The organism is Faecalimicrobium dakarense (assembly GCF_000499525.1).
In the GTDB taxonomy this organism is placed as follows: domain Bacteria; phylum Bacillota; class Clostridia; order Peptostreptococcales; family Peptostreptococcaceae; genus Faecalimicrobium; species Faecalimicrobium dakarense.
The window spans coordinates 1-20784 of sequence record NZ_HG529235.1; the positions used below are offsets into that span (position 1 = coordinate 1).

Below are 20784 nucleotides of genomic sequence, written 5' to 3' on the forward strand. Positions count from 1 at the left end.
TCTAAAAAGGATAAATACAATCACGGATTAGGATTAAAAAATGTAAAGAACAGTATAGAAAAATATAATGGAAAGATAAGAATTAATTATGATGAAAAAATATTCCAGTTATCTATACTAATGAAAAATTAGAAAAACAAAGTAATCCGTATTGGATTACTTTATTTTTAGGTATTAAACAGTTATTAATTTAATAGATATTATAAGAAAATTACAATATATGTATAAAATTGAAGAATAAGTCTTCTATTTTGCGTATAAACTTTCTACTAATAGGGATTTTTGCATCGTTCAAAAGTGTTATTTCAGATGATGAAAGCTCTGTTATCTTACTAATATTAACTATATAACTACGATGACATTTGGCAAATCCATAATCACAAACTCTTTTATCTACATCATCAAATTTACTGTAAAATTCAATAGATTCATTATCTAAATGAGCAATAACTTTTCTATTGAAAGCTTCAAAATAGTTAATATCAACTAAAGGAATGGTTATCAGTCTGCTACCTTGATTTATTTTAAATAACTTAGTATTAGTATTATATAAATTATCTAATGCTCTCATAAATTCTTTAGTAATAGAATCTTTAGATAATGGTTTCAATAAATAATTTAAAGCTCCAACTTCATAGCCATCTAATATGTAATCTTTACTGTAGCTAGTTAGTATAATTTGTGTACCGTTGTTAAATTCATTTATAATTTTAGCGATTTCTATACCAGATATTGACTCTAAAATTATATCAAGAAATATAATATTGCTATGATTATCATGTTTTTTATATGAATCTATAAATTTCTCCCCAGATTCAAACTCTTTTATATTTATGCTTAAACAATGCTGAATTGATATATATTCTAATGTGCTTCTTATGAAGTCTCTAACTACTTTATCGTCATCACAGATAGTTACATTAATCATGAAAAACCTCCCCCTTTATCGGTAAATATGAAAAATGATTGCCCTACTAAGTATATACTATATGAATATTGTTTTGATACTAATTTGATACCAAAAATATTGTTTTACAACAAAAAAAGACAAATAAATCACATGAAATATTTTAACATGAAACTATTAATAAAATATTGCAATTGAATTTATTTATAAAATCGAGACAAGTAAATCTAAAAATAAAAAGTATAAATATTAGTAAAGAAAATAAAGTTTGAAACATGAGATTATAGACTAAAAAAAAGGGTAAATATTTAAACATAGAAAAATAATTATTTATAAGATTAGTTATATTAAGCTAATCTTTTTTATTTATGATTTAAAAAAATTTTATATTGGAATAGTTGTGCATGCAACTAAAATAATGTATAATAAAGTAGTTGTATATACAACTAAATAAGTGTATAATATAATTTTGTGTATACAATAAACAAAACTTTGGATGGTGAGATTTTAATGTCTAGAAATAATGATTATATTGGAAAATATATTTCTCAATTATATAGAAAAGGAAATTCATTTATAAGTAGAGAGCTTTGTAATGTAGGGGTAGGATCTGGCCAGTTTATGTTTTTAATGGAATTATATAGGCAAGATGGCAGATCTCAAGAAGAACTATCAGAAGTATTAAATATAGATAAAGGAACTACAGCAAGGGCGATAAAAAAGCTAGAAGAAGAAGATTTTTTATTAAGGATAAAAGATGAAAAAGATAAAAGAGCTTACAAACTGTATTTAACAGATAAAGGTAAAGATGTAAAAGAAGATATACAAAATGTTTTAAATGAGTGGGAAGATATGATAACCTCTCAATTAAATGAAGAAGAAAAAGACATGATGAAATTATTATTAAAAAAAATATGTAAAATTAAATAAGGAGGAAAATATATGGCAAATCAACAAATGTTAGGAACTGAATCTATAGGTAAATTACTTTTAAAATATTCAGTACCAGCGATAATCGGTATGATAGTAAATGCTTTATATAATGTAGTTGATAGAATATTTATAGGAAATATACCAGATGTAGGAGCTTTAGCAATAACAGGAGTAGGTGTAACAATGCCTATAATGACTATAATACTTGCATTTGGAATGTTAATAGGTGTAGGTGCTACTGCCAATATATCTATTAAGTTAGGTCAAGGTAAAAAAGAAGATGCAGAAACTATAATAGGAAATACAATAACTTTATCGGTAATAATTAGTTTAGTAATAAGTGTAGTAGGTATACTATTTGGAGATAGTATATTAAAAATATTTGGGGCTAGCGATGCTACCCTACATTATGCAAAATCGTATATTTATATAATATTAGGTGGTACTTTATTTAATATAATTGCATTTACATTAAATAATACTATAAGAGGAGATGGAAACCCAAAACTTGCAGCATTGATAATGGTTGTAGGATGTTTAACTAATATAGTATTAGATGCACTATTAATATTTAAGTTTAATATGGGAATAAAAGGTGCTGCTATAGCTACTGTAACTTCTCAAATGGTTACAGCAATATGGGCATTAATGTATTATATTAGAGGAAAGTCTAACTTGAAATTTAGAAAATCTAGTTTAAAACTTGATAAATCATTAGTCAAGTTAATATTTGCAATAGGCTCTGCTCCATTTGCAATGCAAATATCAGCAAGTTTAGTTCAAGTAATATCTAATAATGCTTTAAAGGCATATGGAGGAGATTTAGCAATAGGTGCTATGGCTACAGTATCTTCTATATCTATGATATTTTTAATGCCTGTATTTGGTATAAACCAAGGTGCTCAACCTATAATAGGATTTAACTATGGAGCTAAGAAATATGATAGAGCGAATAAAACATTTAAAATATCAGCAGTAGTAGCAAGTATTATAATGGCTATTGGATGGATTTTAATACAAGTAAAACCAGAATTTATAGTTGGAATGTTTAATAAAGACCCAAAACTTATGGACATAACAATAAATGGGGCTAAGATATATCTATTGATGTTACCTATAATAGGTATATCTATAACAGGAAGTAATTATATGCAATCTGTTGGTAAAGCTAAATCTGCAATGATATTAAGTTTATTAAGACAGGTAATATTATTAATACCTATGATAATGATACTTCCTAAATTCTTTGGATTAAATGGAGTTTGGTATGCACAACCTGTATCAGATTTCTTATCAACTGTTATAACTGTAGCAGTATTACTTAAAGAGTTAGGAAGATATAAAACAGATAATACTGAAGAAGAGGTAGAATTAAAAACAGAATTCCAATCATAATAAAATAAGTTATAATTTAGCATAGATTATAAAAAATCTATGCTTTTTTTATTTGAAATCTAACTATATTTTGCAAGTTTAGTAAGGAATCAAACCATTGGAATATCTTAGATGCAAGAAATTGTATCAATTGTATACAAAATTTCGAATTTAGTATATATTTGAAATATTGTTGACAGTCCGAAAATTGAGCTGTATAATTATTTGAAAATGTATATTATAAAATTTTAAGAATTGAAAGGATGCCAATATGAACAAAACAAATAAAGACGTAATAGTAGTAGGCTTTGCGTTATTTGCAATGTTTTTCGGCGCAGGGAACTTAATATTTCCGCCATTTTTAGGAGTGATATCAGGAGAATCTTGGATTACAGGATTTAGTGGATTTGTTATAGCAGACGTAGGATTAGCATTATTAGCAATAATAGCAGCAGCAAAATGTGGAGGAGATATAAATAAAGTACTTGGTAGACCAGGCAAAAATCTTTCGATAGTATTAGGCACAGCAATAATGATATGCCTTGGACCACTTTTAGCAATACCTAGAACAGCAGCAACGACTTTTGAAATGGGGGTAGCGCCGTTATTTAGTGGAGTTAATCCAGTATTATTTTCGGTGATATTCTTCGCAATAACATTAATATTAACAATAAGACCGTCAAAGGTTGTAGACATAATAGGTGAATTTTTAACGCCAGCGCTTCTTATAGCACTTGCAGTATTAATAATTAAAGGAATAATATCTCCGCTTGGGGCTATTAATCCAAAACCAATGATAGAACATGTCTTCGCAGAAGGTGTAGCACAAGGTTATCAGACAATGGATGCATTAGGTGCAGTAGCATTGTCTACAGTTGTAATAACATCATTAGGTAACAAAGGTTACACTGATGCTAAAGAAAAAGTTAAATTAACTATTAAATCAGGTGTAGTTGCAGCAATAGGATTATGTTTTGTATATGGTGGATTAACTTACCTTGGAGCAACAGTATCAAAAATCTATGGTCAGGATGTTGCACAGACTACTTTAATAGTTGAAATGACTGCATCACTTCTTGGGAAACCAGGAAAAATAATACTTTCAGCTATAGTTGGATTAGCTTGTTTAACGACAGCAGTAGGACTTACATCAGCGACGGGACAATTTTTTGAAAATCTTACTAAAGGAAAGTTAAAGTATGAAGTAGTAGTTATAGTAGTTTGTATATTTAGTGCAATAGTATCAAACTTTGGAGTAAGTACAATAATAAAATTCTCAGCTCCAATACTAGATATGGTATATCCAGTAACGATTGTATTAGTAATAATGACGTTATTTGGAAATAAAATAAAAAATAATAATGCATTTAAGGGTGCAGCTTATATGGCTTTAATTATAAGCATACTACCATTTGCAAATAAGTTTGGCTTAGATACATCTTTTCTTTCTAAACTACCATTTGCACCATTAGGATTCAACTGGATAGTGCCTGTTGTAATAGCTGGAGTTATAGGAAACTTTATACCATCAATAGATAATAATGAAATTAAAGATAGAATAGATAGAGCAAATTAATGAAAATCGTTGATACTTATAGTATCAACGATTTTTTTATGTACAATAAATTTATATTTTTAATATTTTAATTTAAAATGAACCGTTTTAAAAGTTGTGACGATAATATATAGAGGAAGGGGTGATGTTATTGGATTTGGAGGATATAGAAAGTCTTATAGATGAATACGGTGGTATAATATATAAATTTTGTATAAAGCTTACTCAAGATAAAGATGATGGTGAAGACTTATACCAGCAAACATTTCTAAAGGCAATGGAGTTAAGAGATAAGCTAAATAAAGATAAAAATCCCAAGAGTTTTTTAATATCAGTATCAATAAAACTATGGAAAAATTACATAAGAAAAAATACCAGGAGAAATACAATTGCTCAAGGAATAAACATTGATGAATATGAATCTTTAGATATAAAAGATAACAAAGTAAATATAGAAAATGAAATTATAAATAAGGAAATAGAATCTGAAGTAAATTTAGTTGTATCGAAATTAGAAGATAAATTCAAATTTCCGATTATTATGTATTATACAGCTCAGATGTCAGTTGAGGAGATATCTAAAGCACTAAAAATACCTAAAGGGACTGTTAAAAGTAGGCTGTATAAAGCTAGGATTATAATAAAGGATAGATTGGAGGCTATGGGATATGAAAGAATATAAAAATATAGATGATTTACTAAAAACTTCTCTTTCGTGTGATAAATTACCATCTACAGATTTAAATGAAAGTTTAAAGTTTAAAATTGAAAATAAAGCTAAAGAAGAAAGAGGAATATCAATTTGGTGGCTACCAATGATTGTATCTATAGCTATTGGAATGTTTACTTTTGTAGGAGTAAGAATGTTTGTATCTAGACTATTAATACAAAATATACTACTTACTTTATGTTTTATAGCTGTATTTTTTAATATTATAATGACATTTATTGGCCTCAAATATTTTGAACTTAAGAAAGGAGCGAAAATTATTATATGAATACATTTTTAGGATTAGGGTTATGTTTACTATCAATAGCTATAATGGGAATATTTTTGGGACTTTGGACATACAGGGATTCAAGTAATAGAGGTTTAAATGCAGCACTTTGGACGGCAATAGTAATACTTGGGCCAAATGGAATAGGACTTTTAATTTACTTTTTAGTTGCTAGAAAGCAAAATAATGTTAAGTGTAGCAATTGTGATAGCAATATATCGAGTTCTTCTAAGTACTGCATAAATTGTGGTACTTTAGTATCCAATGCTAAAGAAATAGAAAAAAGGCCGACAAAGCATTTTCTAATTGGATTTATAGTTAGCTTTATAATAGCTGCTATGTGTTTTGTGTGGACTATTTTTAGTGTGATTAGTAATGAAGATTTAGGTTCTGGAGATTTTGAGATTAAAAGTGGAATGTCTTTATTTCTTTTAGAGACTAATACAAAAAGTAAGTGGAATATATCTTACTATAAATCAACATCAAAGTTTTCTAGAAATATAAATAAAGAAAATAATACGCCATCTACTTTATTTATAGAAGCTAAAAGTAAAGAAGGGAATTTAGGATTGAAATTAGAGCAAGGAAGTAAAGAAGATACTATAGATATTAAAGATACTAAGGGAATTAAAGAAATAGATTTAAGTGATTTTAACAATGGAAAAATTAAATTAACTTTAATAAACGAAGATTGTAAGGGTGTAGCGTTTAAAGCTTATTGGGAGTAACAATATAAAAGGGGAGTAATAAATAATATGAATATTTTAGAATTACTGAGGGGGTCTGTTTTTCAGATAGCATTTTTTTCATTTATACCAATTATATGGTGGTTACTTACAGCTAGAAAAAAGGAAAATTTCTTTTCATGGATTGGACTAAAAAAGGTTGATGGAGATTATAAAAAGATTTTTACATGTGTTTTTATATTTGCATTTTCTTGTATTATATCTCAAGTATTTTTAGTTCCGAATTTAGTTCCAGATAATGTTACAATTCAAAGTTCTTATGCAGGTAAGGGGTTTTCAGCATTAATTCCTATACTACTATTTTCTATGATAAATACGGGACTATCCGAAGAAATATTTTTTAGGGGATTTCTTGGAAAAAGATTATGTAGTAAGTTTGGATTTACAACTGGAAATTTAATACAAGGATTGTTATTTGGACTTTTACACGGGGCAATGCTTTTTATTGTAATAACGCCTTTTAAGGCATTAATAATAACAATTATAACTGGATTTGGCGGATGGCTCCTTGGATATACTGCAGAGAAAGCCTCAGGAGGATCTATAATTCCTAGTTGGCTAATACACGGAATTGGAAATTTAATTCTTTCAATGCTACAAGCATTTAGTATAATTTAATTTTAATAATAAAAGCTGAACTTAAAGTTCAGCTTTTATTATTTTAAGATGATAAATTTTTATAATAATCCCAAATAGCTTATATATTTTAAATAAAATAAATATGATGTATACTAAGTTATATCTATGAAAAATATAAAGTGTAAAATATCACTCAAACTAAGGAGAAAACTATGAAAGATAAAAGTGTAAAAGAAATAAAAGAAATAGTTGATAGTCTATCTACTGATAGCTATTTAGAATATATAGAAATACTAAGAAATGATGAAAGAAAATCTGTTCAAAATATAGCTGTGAAAATGGCAAAAAAATTAGATGCTATAAGAAAAGAAAACGAAAGATTAGAAACAATAAACATATTTGAAAATGAAGGATACAATAAGGGATACTTATATATAGGTGGTATCGATGAAGCAGGTCGTGGTCCACTTGCTGGTCCTGTCGTAGCATCTGTAGTAGTATTTAAACCAAATACTAAGATAGAAGGTATAAATGACTCGAAAAAACTAAGTGAAGCTAAAAGAGATGAGTTATTTGATATAATAAAGGAACAAGCGCTAGATTATGGAATAGGTATAGTTAATAATAATGAAATTGACGAATTTAATATATTACAAGCTACTTATATGGCTATGAAAAAAGCTATAAATTGTTTAGAAAAAGCTCCAGATTACTTATTAATAGATGCAGCAACTATACCAGGAGTAGATACACCTCAAAAGCCAATAATCAAAGGAGACTCAAAATCTATATCAATAGCAGCGGCAAGTATATTAGCTAAAGTTACAAGAGATAGTATAATGTATCAATATGATGAAATGTATCCAGAGTATGGATTTAAAAGTCATAAAGGTTATGGTACAAAAGAACATTATGAAGCAATTGAAAAGCATGGTATAACTCCTATACATAGAAAGAGCTTCTTGAAGAATGTGTTATAATATAAAGGTATAAATTAAAATTTATAATTGGGGGATTTAAAATGGATTATAAAGAAATGCTAAAAAATGCTCGTGAAAATTTAAATAAAAGTTGTAGAGTATGTAAATCATGTAATGGTGTTGTTTGTGCAGGAGAAGTTCCAGGAATGGGTGGTAAAGGAAGTGGATCATCATTTATAGAGAACTTTAATAGCTTAGACAAAGTAAAAATAAATATGAGAACTATACATAATGTATCAAAGCCTGATATGAGTATAGAATTATTTGGTAAAAAAATGGATGCTCCTATATTTGCAGCTCCTATAACTGGAACTACTTTAAATATGGGTGGAAAAATAACTGAAAGAGAATATATAAAACCAGTAGTTAAAGGATGTATAGATGCAGGAATTTATGCTATGGTTGGAGATACAGCAGTAGATGAATTCTTAATAGAAAACTTAAGCGTATTAAAAGAAAATAATGGTGAAGGCATAGTATTTATAAAGCCTTGGGAAAACCATGATATAATAAAAAAGATAAAGTTAGCTGAAGAAGCAGGAGCATTTGCAGTTGGTGTTGATATAGATGCTTGTGGACTTGTTACATTATCAATGCATGGAAAAACTGTAGTTCCTAAAAATATGGATGCTATAAAAGAGTTAAAAAAATCTACAAAATTACCATTTATATTAAAAGGTATAATGACGCCTGAAGATGCTATTATGGCAGCAGAATGTGGAGTGGATGCTATAGTTGTATCAAATCATGGTGGAAGAGTGTTAGACTGTACACCAGGGGCGGCTGAGGTACTTCCACAAATTGCAAAGGCTGTTAAAGGTAAAGTTACTATACTTGTAGATGGTGGTGTTAGAACAGGTGTAGATGTTCTTAAGATGATAGGTCTTGGTGCAGATGCGGTATTAGTAGGAAGACCGTTTGTAACTGCTTCATTTGGTGGTGGAGTAGACGGTGTAAAAACTTATGTGGAAAAATTAAAGTCTGAGTTAAATGGGACAATGATACTTACAGGATGTCAGACTATAAATGATATAGATGAAAAGGTAATATATAAAAGTATGTAAAAATAATAGTGTCTCTAATAATTATTAGAGACACTATTATTTTGTATACTATCATCTAATCTTAAGCAACAGACATAGTCGTTTGAGCAACGTGTTGGCGAATTAATTGAGCGATATGAAGTATATCGCCCACTCAGTGGCTTAAGCGAAGCGAATTTTAGTTTTTAGCAAAATTTCTAAGTTTAAAGCTACCGCAAGTTACAAATACTAATCCCATCAAAATTAAAGCAATAAGTGAAAGTATTATGCTTTTACCATTTAAGGCTTCAAATACCCAATATATTGGAGATAACTTAGCTAAGTTATGTAAAAAAGGTATCTTCATACTTAATGAAGGGATTAATGTTGGAATAGATAATCCGGCACTTAATAAAGCATATAAGGTAGTTGCCATACTGATAGCAGCATCAGTTTTAAACACTCTACATAAGAACATTACAAGACCAGTAACTACAAAGCTATTTGCAATAACAATAAGTATCATAGATATATTAATTTCGATTCCGTTTATAACGTTTATTAATATTAATGATAATGAAGATGCAGATGCTTGAACAATAAACAGTGATAGGCATAAACTAAATAGTATTTCAAAATCTTTATTTTTAGTAGATAGCATTCTTTTTAATACGTTTGATTTTTTTAAATCTAATAAATCTTTGCAAAAAGAATAAGCAAACAAATATAGTAAATAAGATGTAAAAAATATAGGCATTGTTGAACCTAAACCAAAAGAAGATTTCTTTTCAACTATCTTAGATGTAATAAGATTAATATCTTTATTATCTGATTTTGATTTTAAAGAACTACTTATAAATTTATTTATTTTAGATTCAGCAAAAATACTGCCTCCACCATCTTCAACTTTAACTGATTTTACTGTAGGATTTTTTAAACTATTAATATCATTTGAAAAGTTTTCATCTAAAATAAATACTGAGGATATTTTATTATTTTTAAGTAACGTAATTGCATTACCTTTATCCTCAATTAAAAATACATTTTCTTTTAGATTTAATTCTTTTATTAATTTTTCTTCATATTCTCCATCTAAGTTGCAGACTAAAGCAAAAGGAACTGATGGTATAGAAGAATCATTATCGTTAAATATAGTAAAGAATGCAGATACTGAGACTATAGGTATTAAAATCATAGGCAATATTAAGCTAGGAGATTTTATATACCTTTTTAAATTTGATAAAGTTAAATTTATTATATTCATTAAAATTCCCTCCAGCTGTATTTTTCTTTTATTAAAGAAGCTCCAAATAAAATTAATGATATTAATAATATTGTAAGAGTAGGTTCTATAATAGAGTTAATATTGTTGTATTCAACAAACTTAGTAAGTAAATCACTAATTAAATAAAGTGGAGAGTATTTATAAAACTTTTCTAAAATATCTACAAAAGGTGAAAAGATTCCACCGAATATCATTTGTGCAAAAAGCAATCCATAAACTATAACTTGACCATATTTTTTAGGGAAAAATACACTAATAAAATTAGAACAAGATGACATAAGTATAGAAATAATCATTGCTAAAAATATTAAAATAGTTAAATTCCCTGTAAATGATATATTTAAATATCTATGAATTAATATATAAGGAAGTACAAATATTAAAGAATATATAAATAGTGTAACAAAATCATAAATTAATAAAATAGTTCTACTAATGGGCATTGATAGCATTCTTTTTTTATAGCCATTAGACTCACATAAGTAACTTCCTAAAATAATATTGCTAATAAAAAGAATAACCAGATATGTTAAACATATTATAGAAAAATACTCTCCAGAAGTTTGCGTTAAGTTACTTTTGACAAAAGAATTTTCTATAAAAGAAGTTTCTATACCTACAAAATACAAGCTTTCATGATAATCATCTATTATATTCTTTAATAAATTACTTGTCCTAGACTTAGTAGTTAAATTTTTAATTTCTATTGAAGTTTCTTTATTATTTAACAAACTTTCTTCATAGTTATTAGGTATAATAATTTCTAAATCTGAAGTATCTTTATCGTTAGTAATTTCAAACAGTTTATCTAGATCTTTATCAATAAAACCAACAAAGGATTTTGATGAATCTGATTTATCATTATCAGATATAACAATTGGGGTTACTTCAGATTCATTAAGATTTTGAAACTGCACTTTTCCAATGTTTATTAAAAATAAAGACATAGCTAAAGGTAGAATTAAAAATGAAAATAGATTCATAATAAAAGCACTTTTAAGAGTTTTAAAGAAAAATTTTATACTATAAAATAGTCTCATAATACTACCTCCTAATCTCTAAGATTTTTACCTGTAAGATTTAAAAATACATCTTCAAGGCTTGGTTCTTCATAAGTAATTTTAGATATAGATACATTATGGTTTTCTATTACTGATAAAGCTTTTGATATAGTAAAGCTCTTATCAATAATTAATGATAATGTAGAAGCATCTTCTTCGTTTAAAGATAAAACTCCATTAATATTTTTTAAATCAAATATTAGATTTGCAGTTATATTATTAACTTCAATTATTAACTTTGTATTACTAAAAACAAGTGATTTTAAGTATTCTTTATCTCCAGATGCTATTTCTTTTCCTTCATCAATAATAAATATTTTAGAACAAAGTTGTTCTACTTCTTCCATATAATGAGAAGTATATATTATAGTCGTGTTTTTATTTATTGATAAATCTTTTAAGAATGTAAATATATAATTTCTCGATTGTGGGTCAACACCAACTGTTGGTTCATCAAGTATTAATATTTTAGGGTGGTGAAGTAGAGCGATTGCTATATTTAGTCTTCTTTTCATACCACCAGAAAGCTTTTTAACTTTTTCTTTTTCATATCTAAAAGTCCGCATATATCTAATACTTCATTAATTCTTTCTTTTAATAATTTTCCACTAAGTCCATATAATGCACCGAAGTATTCTAAATTATCATAAGGTGTTAAAGTTTCAATTATTGCAAGTTCTTGAGGGACTAATCCAATAATTGATTTTATTTTTATAGGATCCTTTTTTAAATCAAAGCCATTAATTTCAACAGAACCATTGTTAGCTAACATAAGATTTGTAATTATGTTAATTAATGTTGATTTACCAGCTCCATTTGGACCGATAAGACCAAATATTTCACCTTCATTTACAGAAAAGCTAATATTATCAAGAACAAGTTTGTCATTAAATCTTTTTGTTATATTTTCTACCTTTATAATACTCATGAAAAAACCTCCCAAATAAATTTCTAATATTATAATAGAAAATTATGGGAGGTAAATCTATACCATAAAGTAACTTTAAAAAATGACTTAAGTCACTATTTTAGTTTTAAAAGCAAAAATTGCGAGTTGAGTTCTGTCACGAAGCTCAAGTTTAGATAATATATTAGTTATATTATTTTTTATTGTTCCTTCAGATAAAAATAGTTCACTGGCAATCTCTTTATTAGTAAGGCCACTTGCTACTAATTTTATAATAGAGACTTCTTTATCTGATAAATTATATTTATTTAATATTTCATTATGATCAACTGTTTTTTCGCTAGATATAACTTTAGGAGCAACATTTTTATCTAATACAATATTTCCTGAGACACTAGATCTAATTCCTTCGTATAAAACTTCATCAGAGCTATCTTTTAGTAGATATCCTGATGCACCAAATTTTATAGCATTTTTTATATATTCATCATCATTAAAGGTTGTAAGTATAAGTACTGATATTAAATCATCATATTCTTTTATAAGACGAGTGCCCAGTACCCCATCACAAACGCTCATTCTTATATCCATAAGAACTAAATCTACATGATTATTTCTACAAAACTCTAAAGCCTCATATCCATTAGAAACATCTCCAATTATATCTAAATCACTATAAGAGCTAAGTATTATTTTTAAACCTTTTCTTATTAATTTTTCATCATCTACTATTAATATTTTTATTTTACTCAACAAATTCACTCCTTGTATTTTTCGGAAAAGATGTGTGGATTATAAAACCATCATTAGAAGTAATAAATTCAACTTTTCCATTTAATTCGTCAACTCTTTCTTTTATACTATTTAGACCATTACCTTTTTTTATATCTTTACATCCAATTCCATTATCTTTAATAGATAGTATCAGATTATTAGAGTTAAAGGTAATAAATATATTAACTTTCGTTGCTTTTCCGTGCCTTATAGAATTTGAAAGTGATTCTTGGATAATTCTATATAAAGCTGTGCATTGAACGCTTGAAAGATTCCAAGTATTTTTTGACACAGTCATTTTAACATCAATATTAGTCATTTTAATAAAGTTTCTTATTAGTTCTTCTATCTTAAACAAATTTTGGTAGTTTTCATATCCCTCTGGCTTTAAAGATGTTACAGCTTCTCGAACTTCTTTAAAGCTCTCTTTAACAAATTCTCTTAATTCATGAACCAATTCTTTTAAGTCTTCATCTTTAGATACTAAATTTTCAATAGCACCTAATTGAATTATAGTTGTAGATAGAGAATGACCTACGCTATCGTGAATTTCTCTCGATATTCTATTTCTTTCTTTTAATATAGCTAATTCTTCAACAGAGCTTATATAAACTTCTAAATCAGAATTTGATTTTTTTAACTTATCTTCAGAAATTCTTAGCTTATCATAAACATTTTGGATGTTAATTTTAAAAATATCCTCGTTATATATATATAAATATAATAATGAGATCAAACTTAGTATAAGAGAGTATTCAATTGAAGAGTATATTGAATTATTAAAATTTATAATAAAATAAGAACCTATAAGTATAATTAGATATAAATATTTATTCTTTATAATTTTTGAAAAACATATATCAATAATTAGTGGTAAAAAATAAAATGGTGTAAATTTGTATGTATAATTATACAAGGCTAAAATTAATATAAACTCTAAAAGTGACGAAATTATCATAGGCAAGTTTTTATTGTTAAAATTAAAGAATCTAATTTGATTATTTATTATAAAAATTAGACTTAAGAAAAATGATATATTTGAAATATTATTATAAGTCATGATGTTTATAATTATCATAAATAATGATATATACCTAGTAAAAGTAGCTAAATTATTTTTATTCATAAAACCCCCTAAAATATAGCTTATTCTAATATTAGGATAAGCTATATTTATTAATTACTCAAATGAATTTTTATGGATATTAAAAATAAATTTTACAAAAAATTTACAAAATCCATAAATCATTGAAATAAAAAGTAGTTAAACTTATAATAATCACAGACAAATAGACAAATATAAGAATTAGTAAGGAGTAAAATTATGTGTGGGTTTGTAGGATTTTTAGATAAAATTTTAAATAAAAAAGAGTAATTAGTGATATGTTAGAGACTATAATACATAGAGGACCTGATCAAACAGGAGAATATATAGATAATAATATAGCATTGGGGTTTAGAAGACTTAGTATTATAGGACTAGACAACGGGCTACAACCTATATTTAATGAAGATAAAAATTTAGTTTTAGTATTTAATGGAGAAATATATAATTACAAAGAATTAAGATATGAATTAATAAATAGAGGTCATATTTTTACTACGACTACAGATAGTGAAGTATTGATTCACTGCTATGAAGAATTTGGAGAAAGTATGCTTAAGAAATTAAGAGGTATGTTTTCTTTTGTAATATATAATAAATATGATAATAGTATATTTGCAGCAAGAGATCATTTTGGAATAAAGCCATTATATTATTATCTAACTGATGATAATGGTTTATTATTTGGATCAGAAATAAAAAGTTTTTTAAAGCACCCAAACTTTAAAAAAGAGATTAACAAAGAAGCTTTAAAACCATATTTAACATTTCAATATTCAGTACTAGAAGAAACTTTTTTCAAAGGTGTGTTTAAGCTTAATCCTGGTCATTATCTTAAATTTAAAGATGGAAAATTAACAACTAAGGAGTATTGGGATATAGATTTTAGACAAGAAATAATATCTTTGAATAAAAGCGTAGAAAAAATAGAAAAAGTGGTTAAAGAATCAGTTGAAGTTCATAAAGATAGTGAAGTACCAGTAGGAGCATTTTTATCAGGTGGAGTAGATTCTAGTTATATAGCTGCGTGTCTATTGCCGCAAAAATCATTCTCAGTAGGATTTGAACAGGATAAATTTAATGAATCAAGTCTTGCAAAGGAGTTATCAGACTCATTAGGTATAGAAAATATTCAAAAGGTAGTAACTGCAGATGAATGTTTTGAAAATATTTCTAAAATACAGTACCATATGGATGAACCTCAATCAAACCCATCATCTTTACCATTATACTTTTTATCTGAATTAGCTAGAGAACATGTAACAGTTGTTTTATCTGGAGAGGGAGCAGATGAAATCTTTGGTGGATATGAATGGTATGATGATGACGATAGATTAAAAAAATATAAAAAAATACCTTATAAATTTAGAAATATAGCCGCGAAAGTAGCTGGGAAATTACCAAATTTTAAAGGACGAACTACTATTATAAGAGGTGGGAGTAAAGTAGAAGATTACTTTATAGGACAAGCGCTAATATTTGAAGAAAATGAAGCAAAGAAAATATTAAATCCAGAATATACAAATTCAAAATCAATAAAAGAAATAACAGGACCTATATACAATAAAGTTAAGTATAAAGATGACATAGCTAAAAAACAGTATTTAGATTTAAAGCTTTGGTTACAAGGAGATATATTATTAAAAGCAGATAAAATGAGTATGGCTCATTCATTAGAATTAAGAGTTCCATTTTTAGATAAGGAAGTAATGAAAGTAGGAGAATCAATACCTACTAGATACAAAGTTAATGATGTAACTACTAAGGTTGCATTAAGAGAGGCTGCAAAGAAAAACCTTCCAGAAGAATGGGCTAAGCGTGAAAAGAAGGGATTTCCAGTACCTATAAGATTATGGTTAAAGGAAGAAAAGTATTATAATATTGTAAAAGAAGCTTTTTCTAGCGATTATGCATCTGAGTTTTTTAAAACAAAGGATTTAATTAAACTATTAGATAATCATTATAATAATAAAGTAAATAATGCTAGAAAGGTATATACAATATATGTATTTCTAGTATGGTATAAAAGATTTTTTATAGAGGCAATTTAAATAAATATAGCTTACTCTAATATTAGAGTAAGCTATATTTATTTAATTACTCAAATGGATTATTAGGGATATTGAAAATATCTCTATTTTCAATTTGAGTAATAGTATTTTCAAAGGATGCTTTAACTTTATCCATTGGTAAATTTTCAATAGTAGATAATTCATTTTTATCAGCTATTGGTATTATTTCGTAAACATCTTTTCCTGAAGTTCTATATTTATTAACCCAAGTAGGTATAAAGTTTACTTTTGATACAAATGTTTTATTTTTATTAAAATCCTTAGTTATTTCAATATCAGCCATTAATCCGTCCTCAGTAAAAGGAGTTCCTAAAAGTTCTCTTCTTTGATTTGATATGAAATTTCCTAGGGAATATATGACTAAAGTGTCGTTACTACCATTACTTGATTTAATCATCTGAGCAGGTTGTACAACATGAGGATGAGAACCTATAATAATATCTACACCGGCATCAGATAGCTTTTTAGCAAGTTTTGTCTGAAACTCACTAGGAGTTCTTTGATATTCATTGCCCCAGTGGATTATAACTATTTGAATGTCTGTATCTTTAAGATTGTCTAAGGTTTTACTTATAGTATTAAATGCATTATCAACACTATGCATATCAAATATATTCATTTTATCTTTAGAATTATTTGATATTGTTATTCCATTTAATCTTTTGCTATTGTTTATTATCTCTCCGTAAGAAAATGCAGTAATACCTAATTTTATATTGTTAACATCTTTAATTAAATAGTTGACATCACCAACCTTTTCAGTAGTACCAACAGTATCAAATCCTTTTTCTTTAGAAACCTCTAAAGTTCTTTTTACGCCTAAATCTCCTTTATCAAAAGAGTGGTTATTAATAGTAGATAGTATATCAACTCCGGCGAATTTAAGTCCATCAATTAATGCATCTGGTGAATTAAATGTAGGATAAGATGTATAAGAAGTAGAAGGACCTGCTAATGTAGTTTCTAAGTTGGCTATTGCTAAATCTGAATTTTCTATGTATTTTTTTACATATTTAAAGTTATTATCAAAAGAATAAGATTTTGTGTCAGGATTAAATTGTGCTTTTAATTGTGGATTATGTGCCATTACATCTCCAACTGCACTTAAAGTTATTTTACTAGTATCTTGCTTAGTAATGTTTGAAAAAAATTCCCCTTTAACCTGCTTTTCTGAAATGGATTTATCTGATTTCACATCTTTAGAAAGATTGGTTATTAAAAAGCCGCTAGATAGTAATAATACAAAAAATATAAAAAATAATTTTTTAAATAAAATTTTTTTCTTTTTTTTCTTTATTTGGTTATTTTTGGATCTAGACATACTAACTCCCCCTCATATAGTAATATTAATCTTAAAATTATAAATTTTCAATCATAAAAAATAAAAGCTGTATATATAGTGATTTCAATGACAATAATCACTAAATAAAGGAGAAAACTTAGGAGAATAATGATGAATAATAAAGAAAAAGGTGATTTTGGAGAAAATGTCGCTTTAAAATATTTAATGTCGAAAGGTGCTAAGGTATTAGAGAAGAATTATAAAATAAAAACAGGAGAAATTGATATAATAACCAAACTAGACAACCAAATTGTATTTGTAGAAGTAAAGGCAAGAAGTAATTTAAAGTTTGGATATCCATCTGAAGCTGTAAATTATAAGAAAATAAAAAAGATAATTTCCACTGCAAATTATTATATTCTGAGGAATAATTTACATAATGAACCTATGAGATTTGATGTTATAGAAATATATTTAAATGAAAATAAAATAAACCATATAGTTAATGCATTTTAAGATACTGCCTTTGTGATATTAGAGTAGCGAACTTTTAGTGGAGGAATTTAATGCTTAGTATAATTAATTCGAGCAATTTAATAGGAATAGAAGGATTTTTAATAAAAGTAGAGGTTGATATAGCAAATGGAATACCTTGCTTTAGCATAGTAGGTCTTGCAAGTACAGAGATAAAAGAAGCAAGAGATAGGGTTAAATCAGCAATAATAAATAGTGGATATAGCTTTCCAAATTCTAGAATAGTAGTAAATTTATCACCTGCAGATATGAAAAAACAAGGATCTTTCCTTGATTTATCTATATGTATAGGAATACTTAGACAAGCTATAAAAAAGGATGAAAAGTACGTAAATGAAAGTATGTTTGTCGGAGAATTATCATTAGATGGAAGTTTAAGAAAAGTTAGAGGAATTTTGCCAATAGTTATAGGGGCCAAAGAACAAGGAATAAAAAGAATTTTTATACCATCAGATAACTTAGTGGAAAGTTCATTCATAGATGATATAGATATAATACCAATTAAAAGCTTAAAGGAATGTATAGGGTTTTTAAATGGTGAATTAAATATTGATAATAAAGGTACTATTAATTTAAATACAGATAACAAAGAAAATGATTATGATGAAGATTTTAAAGATGTATCAGGAAACTACTTTGTGAAAAGAGGAGCAGAAATAGCTGCTGCAGGAAACCATAATATATTAATGGTAGGACCTCCTGGATCAGGCAAGACAATGATTGCTAAAAGAATAAGAACAATTCTACCTGATATAAAAAAGGATGAAATGATAGAGGTTACTAAGATATATAGTGCATCGGGATTACTTGATGAAAATGAAGGAATAGTTTATAAAAGACCATTTAGATCTCCTCACCATACATCAACAAGGCAGGCTTTAGTAGGTGGAGGTATTAATGCTAAGCCAGGAGAAGTAGTTTTATCTCATAGAGGAGTACTATTTTTAGATGAAATGGCTGAATTTGATAGAAAGATTTTAGAGACATTAAGACAACCCATAGAAGATAAGTATATAAATATATCTAGAATAAAATACAATATGAAATATCCTTGTAACTTACTTTTAGTAGGCGCAATGAATCCTTGCCCATGTGGATACTATAAGTCTGAAAATGAATGTACATGTAGAACTTTTGATATAGATAGATATAAAAATAAGATATCAGGTCCATTATTAGATAGATTTGATATTTTTATAGAGGTAAATTCAGTATCATATGATGAGTTAAATAATAATACTAATTCTGAAAGTTCAAAAATTATAAAAGAAAGAGTGCAAAAAGCAAGAGAAATTCAAAATAAAAGGTTTGAAAATCAGGGTCTAAAAACTAATGATGAAATAAAATCATCTGAAATTTTAACTTATTGTAAGTTAAATGATGAAGCTTTATCTACTACTAAATTAATATTAAATAAATATAAATTAAGCAATAGGAGTTACACAAAACTTATAAAAGTAGCAAGAACAATAGCTGATTTAGAAGGCAGTGATTTTATAAATAATAATCATATAATGGAGGCTTTTTCTTTTAGAAAAGCATACTATACATATTTCAAATAGGAGATAAATATGGAAAAAAGAGATATATATCTGTGGTTAAAATCAATAAAAGGAGTAACTAATAATACTATAGAATTAATAGAAAATAACTTTTTGGATATTGAGAACTTGATAAACGCATCAGATAAGGAAATATACGATTTAAAAAATATAAATACAAATATTAAAGAAAATATAGTAAAATATAAAAGTCTTGCATACTTAGATAAAATTAAGGAAAATTTATACAATAAATCGATAGAGTATATTTGTAGTGAGGATAAAAATTATCCTGCTAATTTAAAACACATATATGATGCACCAAAAATATTATTTTATAAAGGTGATATAGGTATAGCTAATAAAATGAGCTTAGCGATGGTTGGAAGTCGAAAGCCAACGGACTATGGTATTCATTGTGCAAAAAATATTAGTAAAAAATTATCAGATGAAGGGATAAATATAATAAGTGGTTTAGCTGTCGGAATAGATTCATACTGTCATTTAGGAGCAATAGAAGGAAGCTCAAAAACTATATCAGTTTTCGCATCCTCTGTTGATAGCCCTCTACCAAAATCTAATATAAAACTAGCAAATAAAATTTTAGACGATGGGGGCTTAATATTATCTGAATATAACATAGGTGAAAATGTTTACAGAAGTAATTTTGCCAATAGAAATAGAATTATGAGTGGTATAAGTAGTGGTGTTATAGTGGTTGAAGCCGCTGAAAAAAGTGGTTCCTTAATTACAGTTGAATTTGCATTAGAACAAGGTAAAAATGTGTTTGCAGTTCCTGGAAATATAAACTCCTATATGAGTAAAGGTTGCCATAAAATCATAAAAGAAGGGGCAAAGTTAATAGATGGCATAGAAGATATTTTAAATGAATATGAAATAACTAGTATAAATTTTAAAGAAAATTGGAAAAATTATGATAATATAGGTTTAAGCAAAGAAAGTATCAAGGTAATAGAGACTTTAAAATATAAAGGTGTCTTGCATATAGATGAAATTTGTGATAATACTAGAATGGAAATAAAATCTGTAAATACAATTTTAAGTGAACTAGTATTAAATGATGTATTAATAGAGATGAATAATAAAAAATACAGTTTAAATGTATAAA

At 26.8% G+C, this 20784-nt stretch carries 21 protein-coding genes and 1 pseudogene; 14 read left to right on the top strand and 8 right to left on the bottom strand.

Features of this window, described 5'->3' with window-relative positions; translation table 11 throughout:
• A partial coding sequence (locus BN899_RS20915) for a GHKL domain-containing protein (RefSeq protein ID WP_147568468.1) occupies positions 1-132 on the top strand: 132 nt, incomplete at its 5' end.
• Between the two features lie 79 nt (positions 133-211).
• Here BN899_RS20915 and BN899_RS01660 read toward each other — a convergent pair.
• Positions 212-928 (bottom strand): LytR/AlgR family response regulator transcription factor, encoded by a 717-nt coding sequence (locus tag BN899_RS01660; protein ID WP_042272030.1) that lies wholly within the window; start codon positions 926-928, stop codon positions 212-214.
• Between the two features lie 489 nt (positions 929-1417).
• Here BN899_RS01660 and BN899_RS01665 point away from each other — a divergent pair, with 489 nt between their 5' ends.
• The 9 genes from BN899_RS01665 (at position 1418) to BN899_RS01705 (ending at position 9136) form a co-directional block, all read left to right on the top strand.
• Positions 1418-1837, top strand: coding sequence for a MarR family winged helix-turn-helix transcriptional regulator (locus tag BN899_RS01665; RefSeq protein WP_042272033.1), 420 nt, complete (start codon positions 1418-1420; stop codon positions 1835-1837).
• 12 nt (positions 1838-1849) lie between these two features.
• Positions 1850-3235: an MATE family efflux transporter gene (locus tag BN899_RS01670; protein ID WP_042272036.1), complete on the top strand. Its 1386-nt coding sequence runs from the start codon at positions 1850-1852 to the stop codon at positions 3233-3235.
• A gap of 250 nt (positions 3236-3485) precedes the next feature.
• Positions 3486-4790 carry a branched-chain amino acid transport system II carrier protein gene (gene brnQ / locus BN899_RS01675; RefSeq protein WP_042272038.1) on the top strand — a complete coding sequence of 435 codons (1305 nt, stop codon included), beginning with the start codon at positions 3486-3488 and terminating at the stop codon, positions 4788-4790.
• A 130-nt stretch (positions 4791-4920) separates the two neighbouring features.
• A complete protein-coding gene (locus BN899_RS01680) occupies positions 4921-5451 on the top strand; it encodes an RNA polymerase sigma factor (RefSeq protein ID WP_052356493.1) in 531 nt (176 codons plus the stop codon).
• Entirely contained in the window at positions 5438-5767 is a 330-nt protein-coding gene (locus tag BN899_RS01685; protein WP_042272046.1) for a hypothetical protein, read from the top strand. The genes BN899_RS01680 and BN899_RS01685 overlap by 14 nt, the downstream gene beginning before the upstream one ends.
• Positions 5764-6495 carry a zinc ribbon domain-containing protein gene (locus BN899_RS01690; protein WP_042272048.1) on the top strand — a complete coding sequence of 244 codons (732 nt, stop codon included), beginning with the start codon at positions 5764-5766 and terminating at the stop codon, positions 6493-6495. The genes BN899_RS01685 and BN899_RS01690 overlap by 4 nt, the downstream gene beginning before the upstream one ends.
• Positions 6496-6522: 27 nt before the next feature.
• On the top strand, positions 6523-7131 hold the full coding sequence (locus BN899_RS01695; RefSeq protein ID WP_052356495.1) for a CPBP family intramembrane glutamic endopeptidase: 609 nt from the start codon (positions 6523-6525) through the stop codon (positions 7129-7131).
• A gap of 173 nt (positions 7132-7304) precedes the next feature.
• Positions 7305-8072, top strand: a complete 768-nt coding sequence (locus tag BN899_RS01700) for a ribonuclease HII (RefSeq protein WP_042272051.1) — start codon at positions 7305-7307, stop codon at positions 8070-8072.
• Positions 8073-8113: 41 nt separating this feature from the next.
• On the top strand, positions 8114-9136 hold the full coding sequence (locus tag BN899_RS01705; RefSeq protein WP_042272054.1) for an alpha-hydroxy-acid oxidizing protein: 1023 nt from the start codon (positions 8114-8116) through the stop codon (positions 9134-9136).
• A 157-nt stretch (positions 9137-9293) separates the two neighbouring features.
• On the opposite strand, the gene BN899_RS01710 is transcribed toward BN899_RS01705, so the two are convergent.
• From BN899_RS01710 to BN899_RS01730, 6 genes and pseudogenes are all read right to left on the bottom strand, one after another.
• On the bottom strand, positions 9294-10358 hold the full coding sequence (locus BN899_RS01710; RefSeq protein WP_052356497.1) for an ABC transporter permease: 1065 nt from the start codon (positions 10356-10358) through the stop codon (positions 9294-9296).
• Positions 10358-11419 (bottom strand): ABC transporter permease, encoded by a 1062-nt coding sequence (locus tag BN899_RS01715; protein WP_042272057.1) that lies wholly within the window; start codon positions 11417-11419, stop codon positions 10358-10360. Before BN899_RS01715 ends, BN899_RS01710 begins: the two co-directional genes overlap by 1 nt.
• Before the next feature lie 11 nt (positions 11420-11430).
• Positions 11431-11955, bottom strand: coding sequence for an ABC transporter ATP-binding protein (locus BN899_RS20305; protein WP_350339258.1), 525 nt, complete (start codon positions 11953-11955; stop codon positions 11431-11433).
• Positions 11944-12368 (bottom strand): annotated as a pseudogene (locus tag BN899_RS20310) (ATP-binding cassette domain-containing protein); the annotation flags it as partial. The gene BN899_RS20305 and the pseudogene BN899_RS20310, both read right to left, overlap by 12 nt.
• A gap of 87 nt (positions 12369-12455) precedes the next feature.
• Positions 12456-13100 carry a response regulator transcription factor gene (locus BN899_RS01725; RefSeq protein WP_042272060.1) on the bottom strand — a complete coding sequence of 215 codons (645 nt, stop codon included), beginning with the start codon at positions 13098-13100 and terminating at the stop codon, positions 12456-12458.
• Positions 13093-14247 carry a sensor histidine kinase gene (locus tag BN899_RS01730; protein WP_042272062.1) on the bottom strand — a complete coding sequence of 385 codons (1155 nt, stop codon included), beginning with the start codon at positions 14245-14247 and terminating at the stop codon, positions 13093-13095. The genes BN899_RS01725 and BN899_RS01730 overlap by 8 nt, the downstream gene beginning before the upstream one ends.
• A 257-nt stretch (positions 14248-14504) precedes the next feature.
• Between BN899_RS01730 and asnB the strand changes: the two genes are divergently transcribed.
• The gene (gene asnB, locus BN899_RS01735; protein WP_334291358.1) at positions 14505-16277 is read left to right on the top strand and encodes an asparagine synthase (glutamine-hydrolyzing); all 1773 of its coding nucleotides are present in this window, start codon (positions 14505-14507) and stop codon (positions 16275-16277) included.
• 46 nt (positions 16278-16323) lie between these two features.
• Here the strand turns inward: asnB and BN899_RS01740 are convergent, their stop codons facing one another.
• Complete coding sequence (locus tag BN899_RS01740) at positions 16324-17619, bottom strand: CapA family protein (RefSeq protein WP_042272065.1); 1296 nt, start codon at positions 17617-17619, stop codon at positions 16324-16326.
• Between the two features lie 132 nt (positions 17620-17751).
• Here BN899_RS01740 and BN899_RS01745 point away from each other — a divergent pair, with 132 nt between their 5' ends.
• The 3 genes from BN899_RS01745 to dprA are packed head-to-tail and all read left to right on the top strand — an operon-like array spanning position 17752 to position 20783.
• Positions 17752-18096 (top strand): YraN family protein, encoded by a 345-nt coding sequence (locus BN899_RS01745; protein WP_042272068.1) that lies wholly within the window; start codon positions 17752-17754, stop codon positions 18094-18096.
• 50 nt (positions 18097-18146) lie between these two features.
• Complete coding sequence (locus BN899_RS01750) at positions 18147-19676, top strand: YifB family Mg chelatase-like AAA ATPase (protein WP_042272071.1); 1530 nt, start codon at positions 18147-18149, stop codon at positions 19674-19676.
• 9 nt (positions 19677-19685) lie between these two features.
• Positions 19686-20783 (top strand): DNA-processing protein DprA, encoded by a 1098-nt coding sequence (dprA, locus tag BN899_RS01755; protein WP_042272074.1) that lies wholly within the window; start codon positions 19686-19688, stop codon positions 20781-20783.
• Position 20784: the final 1 nt, after the last annotated feature.

Coding starts and splice junctions, on each gene's coding strand:
- BN899_RS01700 (WP_042272051.1), top strand. CDS start 7,305: ATGAAAGATAAAAGTGTAAAAGAAATAAAAGAAATAGTTGATAGTCTA.
- BN899_RS01740 (WP_042272065.1), bottom strand. CDS start 17,619: ATGTCTAGATCCAAAAATAACCAAATAAAGAAAAAAAAGAAAAAAATT.
- BN899_RS01715 (WP_042272057.1), bottom strand. CDS start 11,419: ATGAGACTATTTTATAGTATAAAATTTTTCTTTAAAACTCTTAAAAGT.
- BN899_RS01670 (WP_042272036.1), top strand. CDS start 1,850: ATGGCAAATCAACAAATGTTAGGAACTGAATCTATAGGTAAATTACTT.
- asnB (WP_334291358.1), top strand. CDS start 14,505: ATGTTAGAGACTATAATACATAGAGGACCTGATCAAACAGGAGAATAT.
- BN899_RS01695 (WP_052356495.1), top strand. CDS start 6,523: ATGAATATTTTAGAATTACTGAGGGGGTCTGTTTTTCAGATAGCATTT.
- BN899_RS01705 (WP_042272054.1), top strand. CDS start 8,114: ATGGATTATAAAGAAATGCTAAAAAATGCTCGTGAAAATTTAAATAAA.
- BN899_RS01660 (WP_042272030.1), bottom strand. CDS start 928: ATGATTAATGTAACTATCTGTGATGACGATAAAGTAGTTAGAGACTTC.
- BN899_RS01665 (WP_042272033.1), top strand. CDS start 1,418: ATGTCTAGAAATAATGATTATATTGGAAAATATATTTCTCAATTATAT.
- BN899_RS01710 (WP_052356497.1), bottom strand. CDS start 10,358: ATGAATATAATAAATTTAACTTTATCAAATTTAAAAAGGTATATAAAA.
- dprA (WP_042272074.1), top strand. CDS start 19,686: ATGGAAAAAAGAGATATATATCTGTGGTTAAAATCAATAAAAGGAGTA.
- BN899_RS01690 (WP_042272048.1), top strand. CDS start 5,764: ATGAATACATTTTTAGGATTAGGGTTATGTTTACTATCAATAGCTATA.
- BN899_RS01750 (WP_042272071.1), top strand. CDS start 18,147: ATGCTTAGTATAATTAATTCGAGCAATTTAATAGGAATAGAAGGATTT.
- BN899_RS01745 (WP_042272068.1), top strand. CDS start 17,752: ATGAATAATAAAGAAAAAGGTGATTTTGGAGAAAATGTCGCTTTAAAA.
- brnQ (WP_042272038.1), top strand. CDS start 3,486: ATGAACAAAACAAATAAAGACGTAATAGTAGTAGGCTTTGCGTTATTT.
- BN899_RS01730 (WP_042272062.1), bottom strand. CDS start 14,247: ATGAATAAAAATAATTTAGCTACTTTTACTAGGTATATATCATTATTT.
- BN899_RS01685 (WP_042272046.1), top strand. CDS start 5,438: ATGAAAGAATATAAAAATATAGATGATTTACTAAAAACTTCTCTTTCG.
- BN899_RS20305 (WP_350339258.1), bottom strand. CDS start 11,955: ATGAAAAGAAGACTAAATATAGCAATCGCTCTACTTCACCACCCTAAA.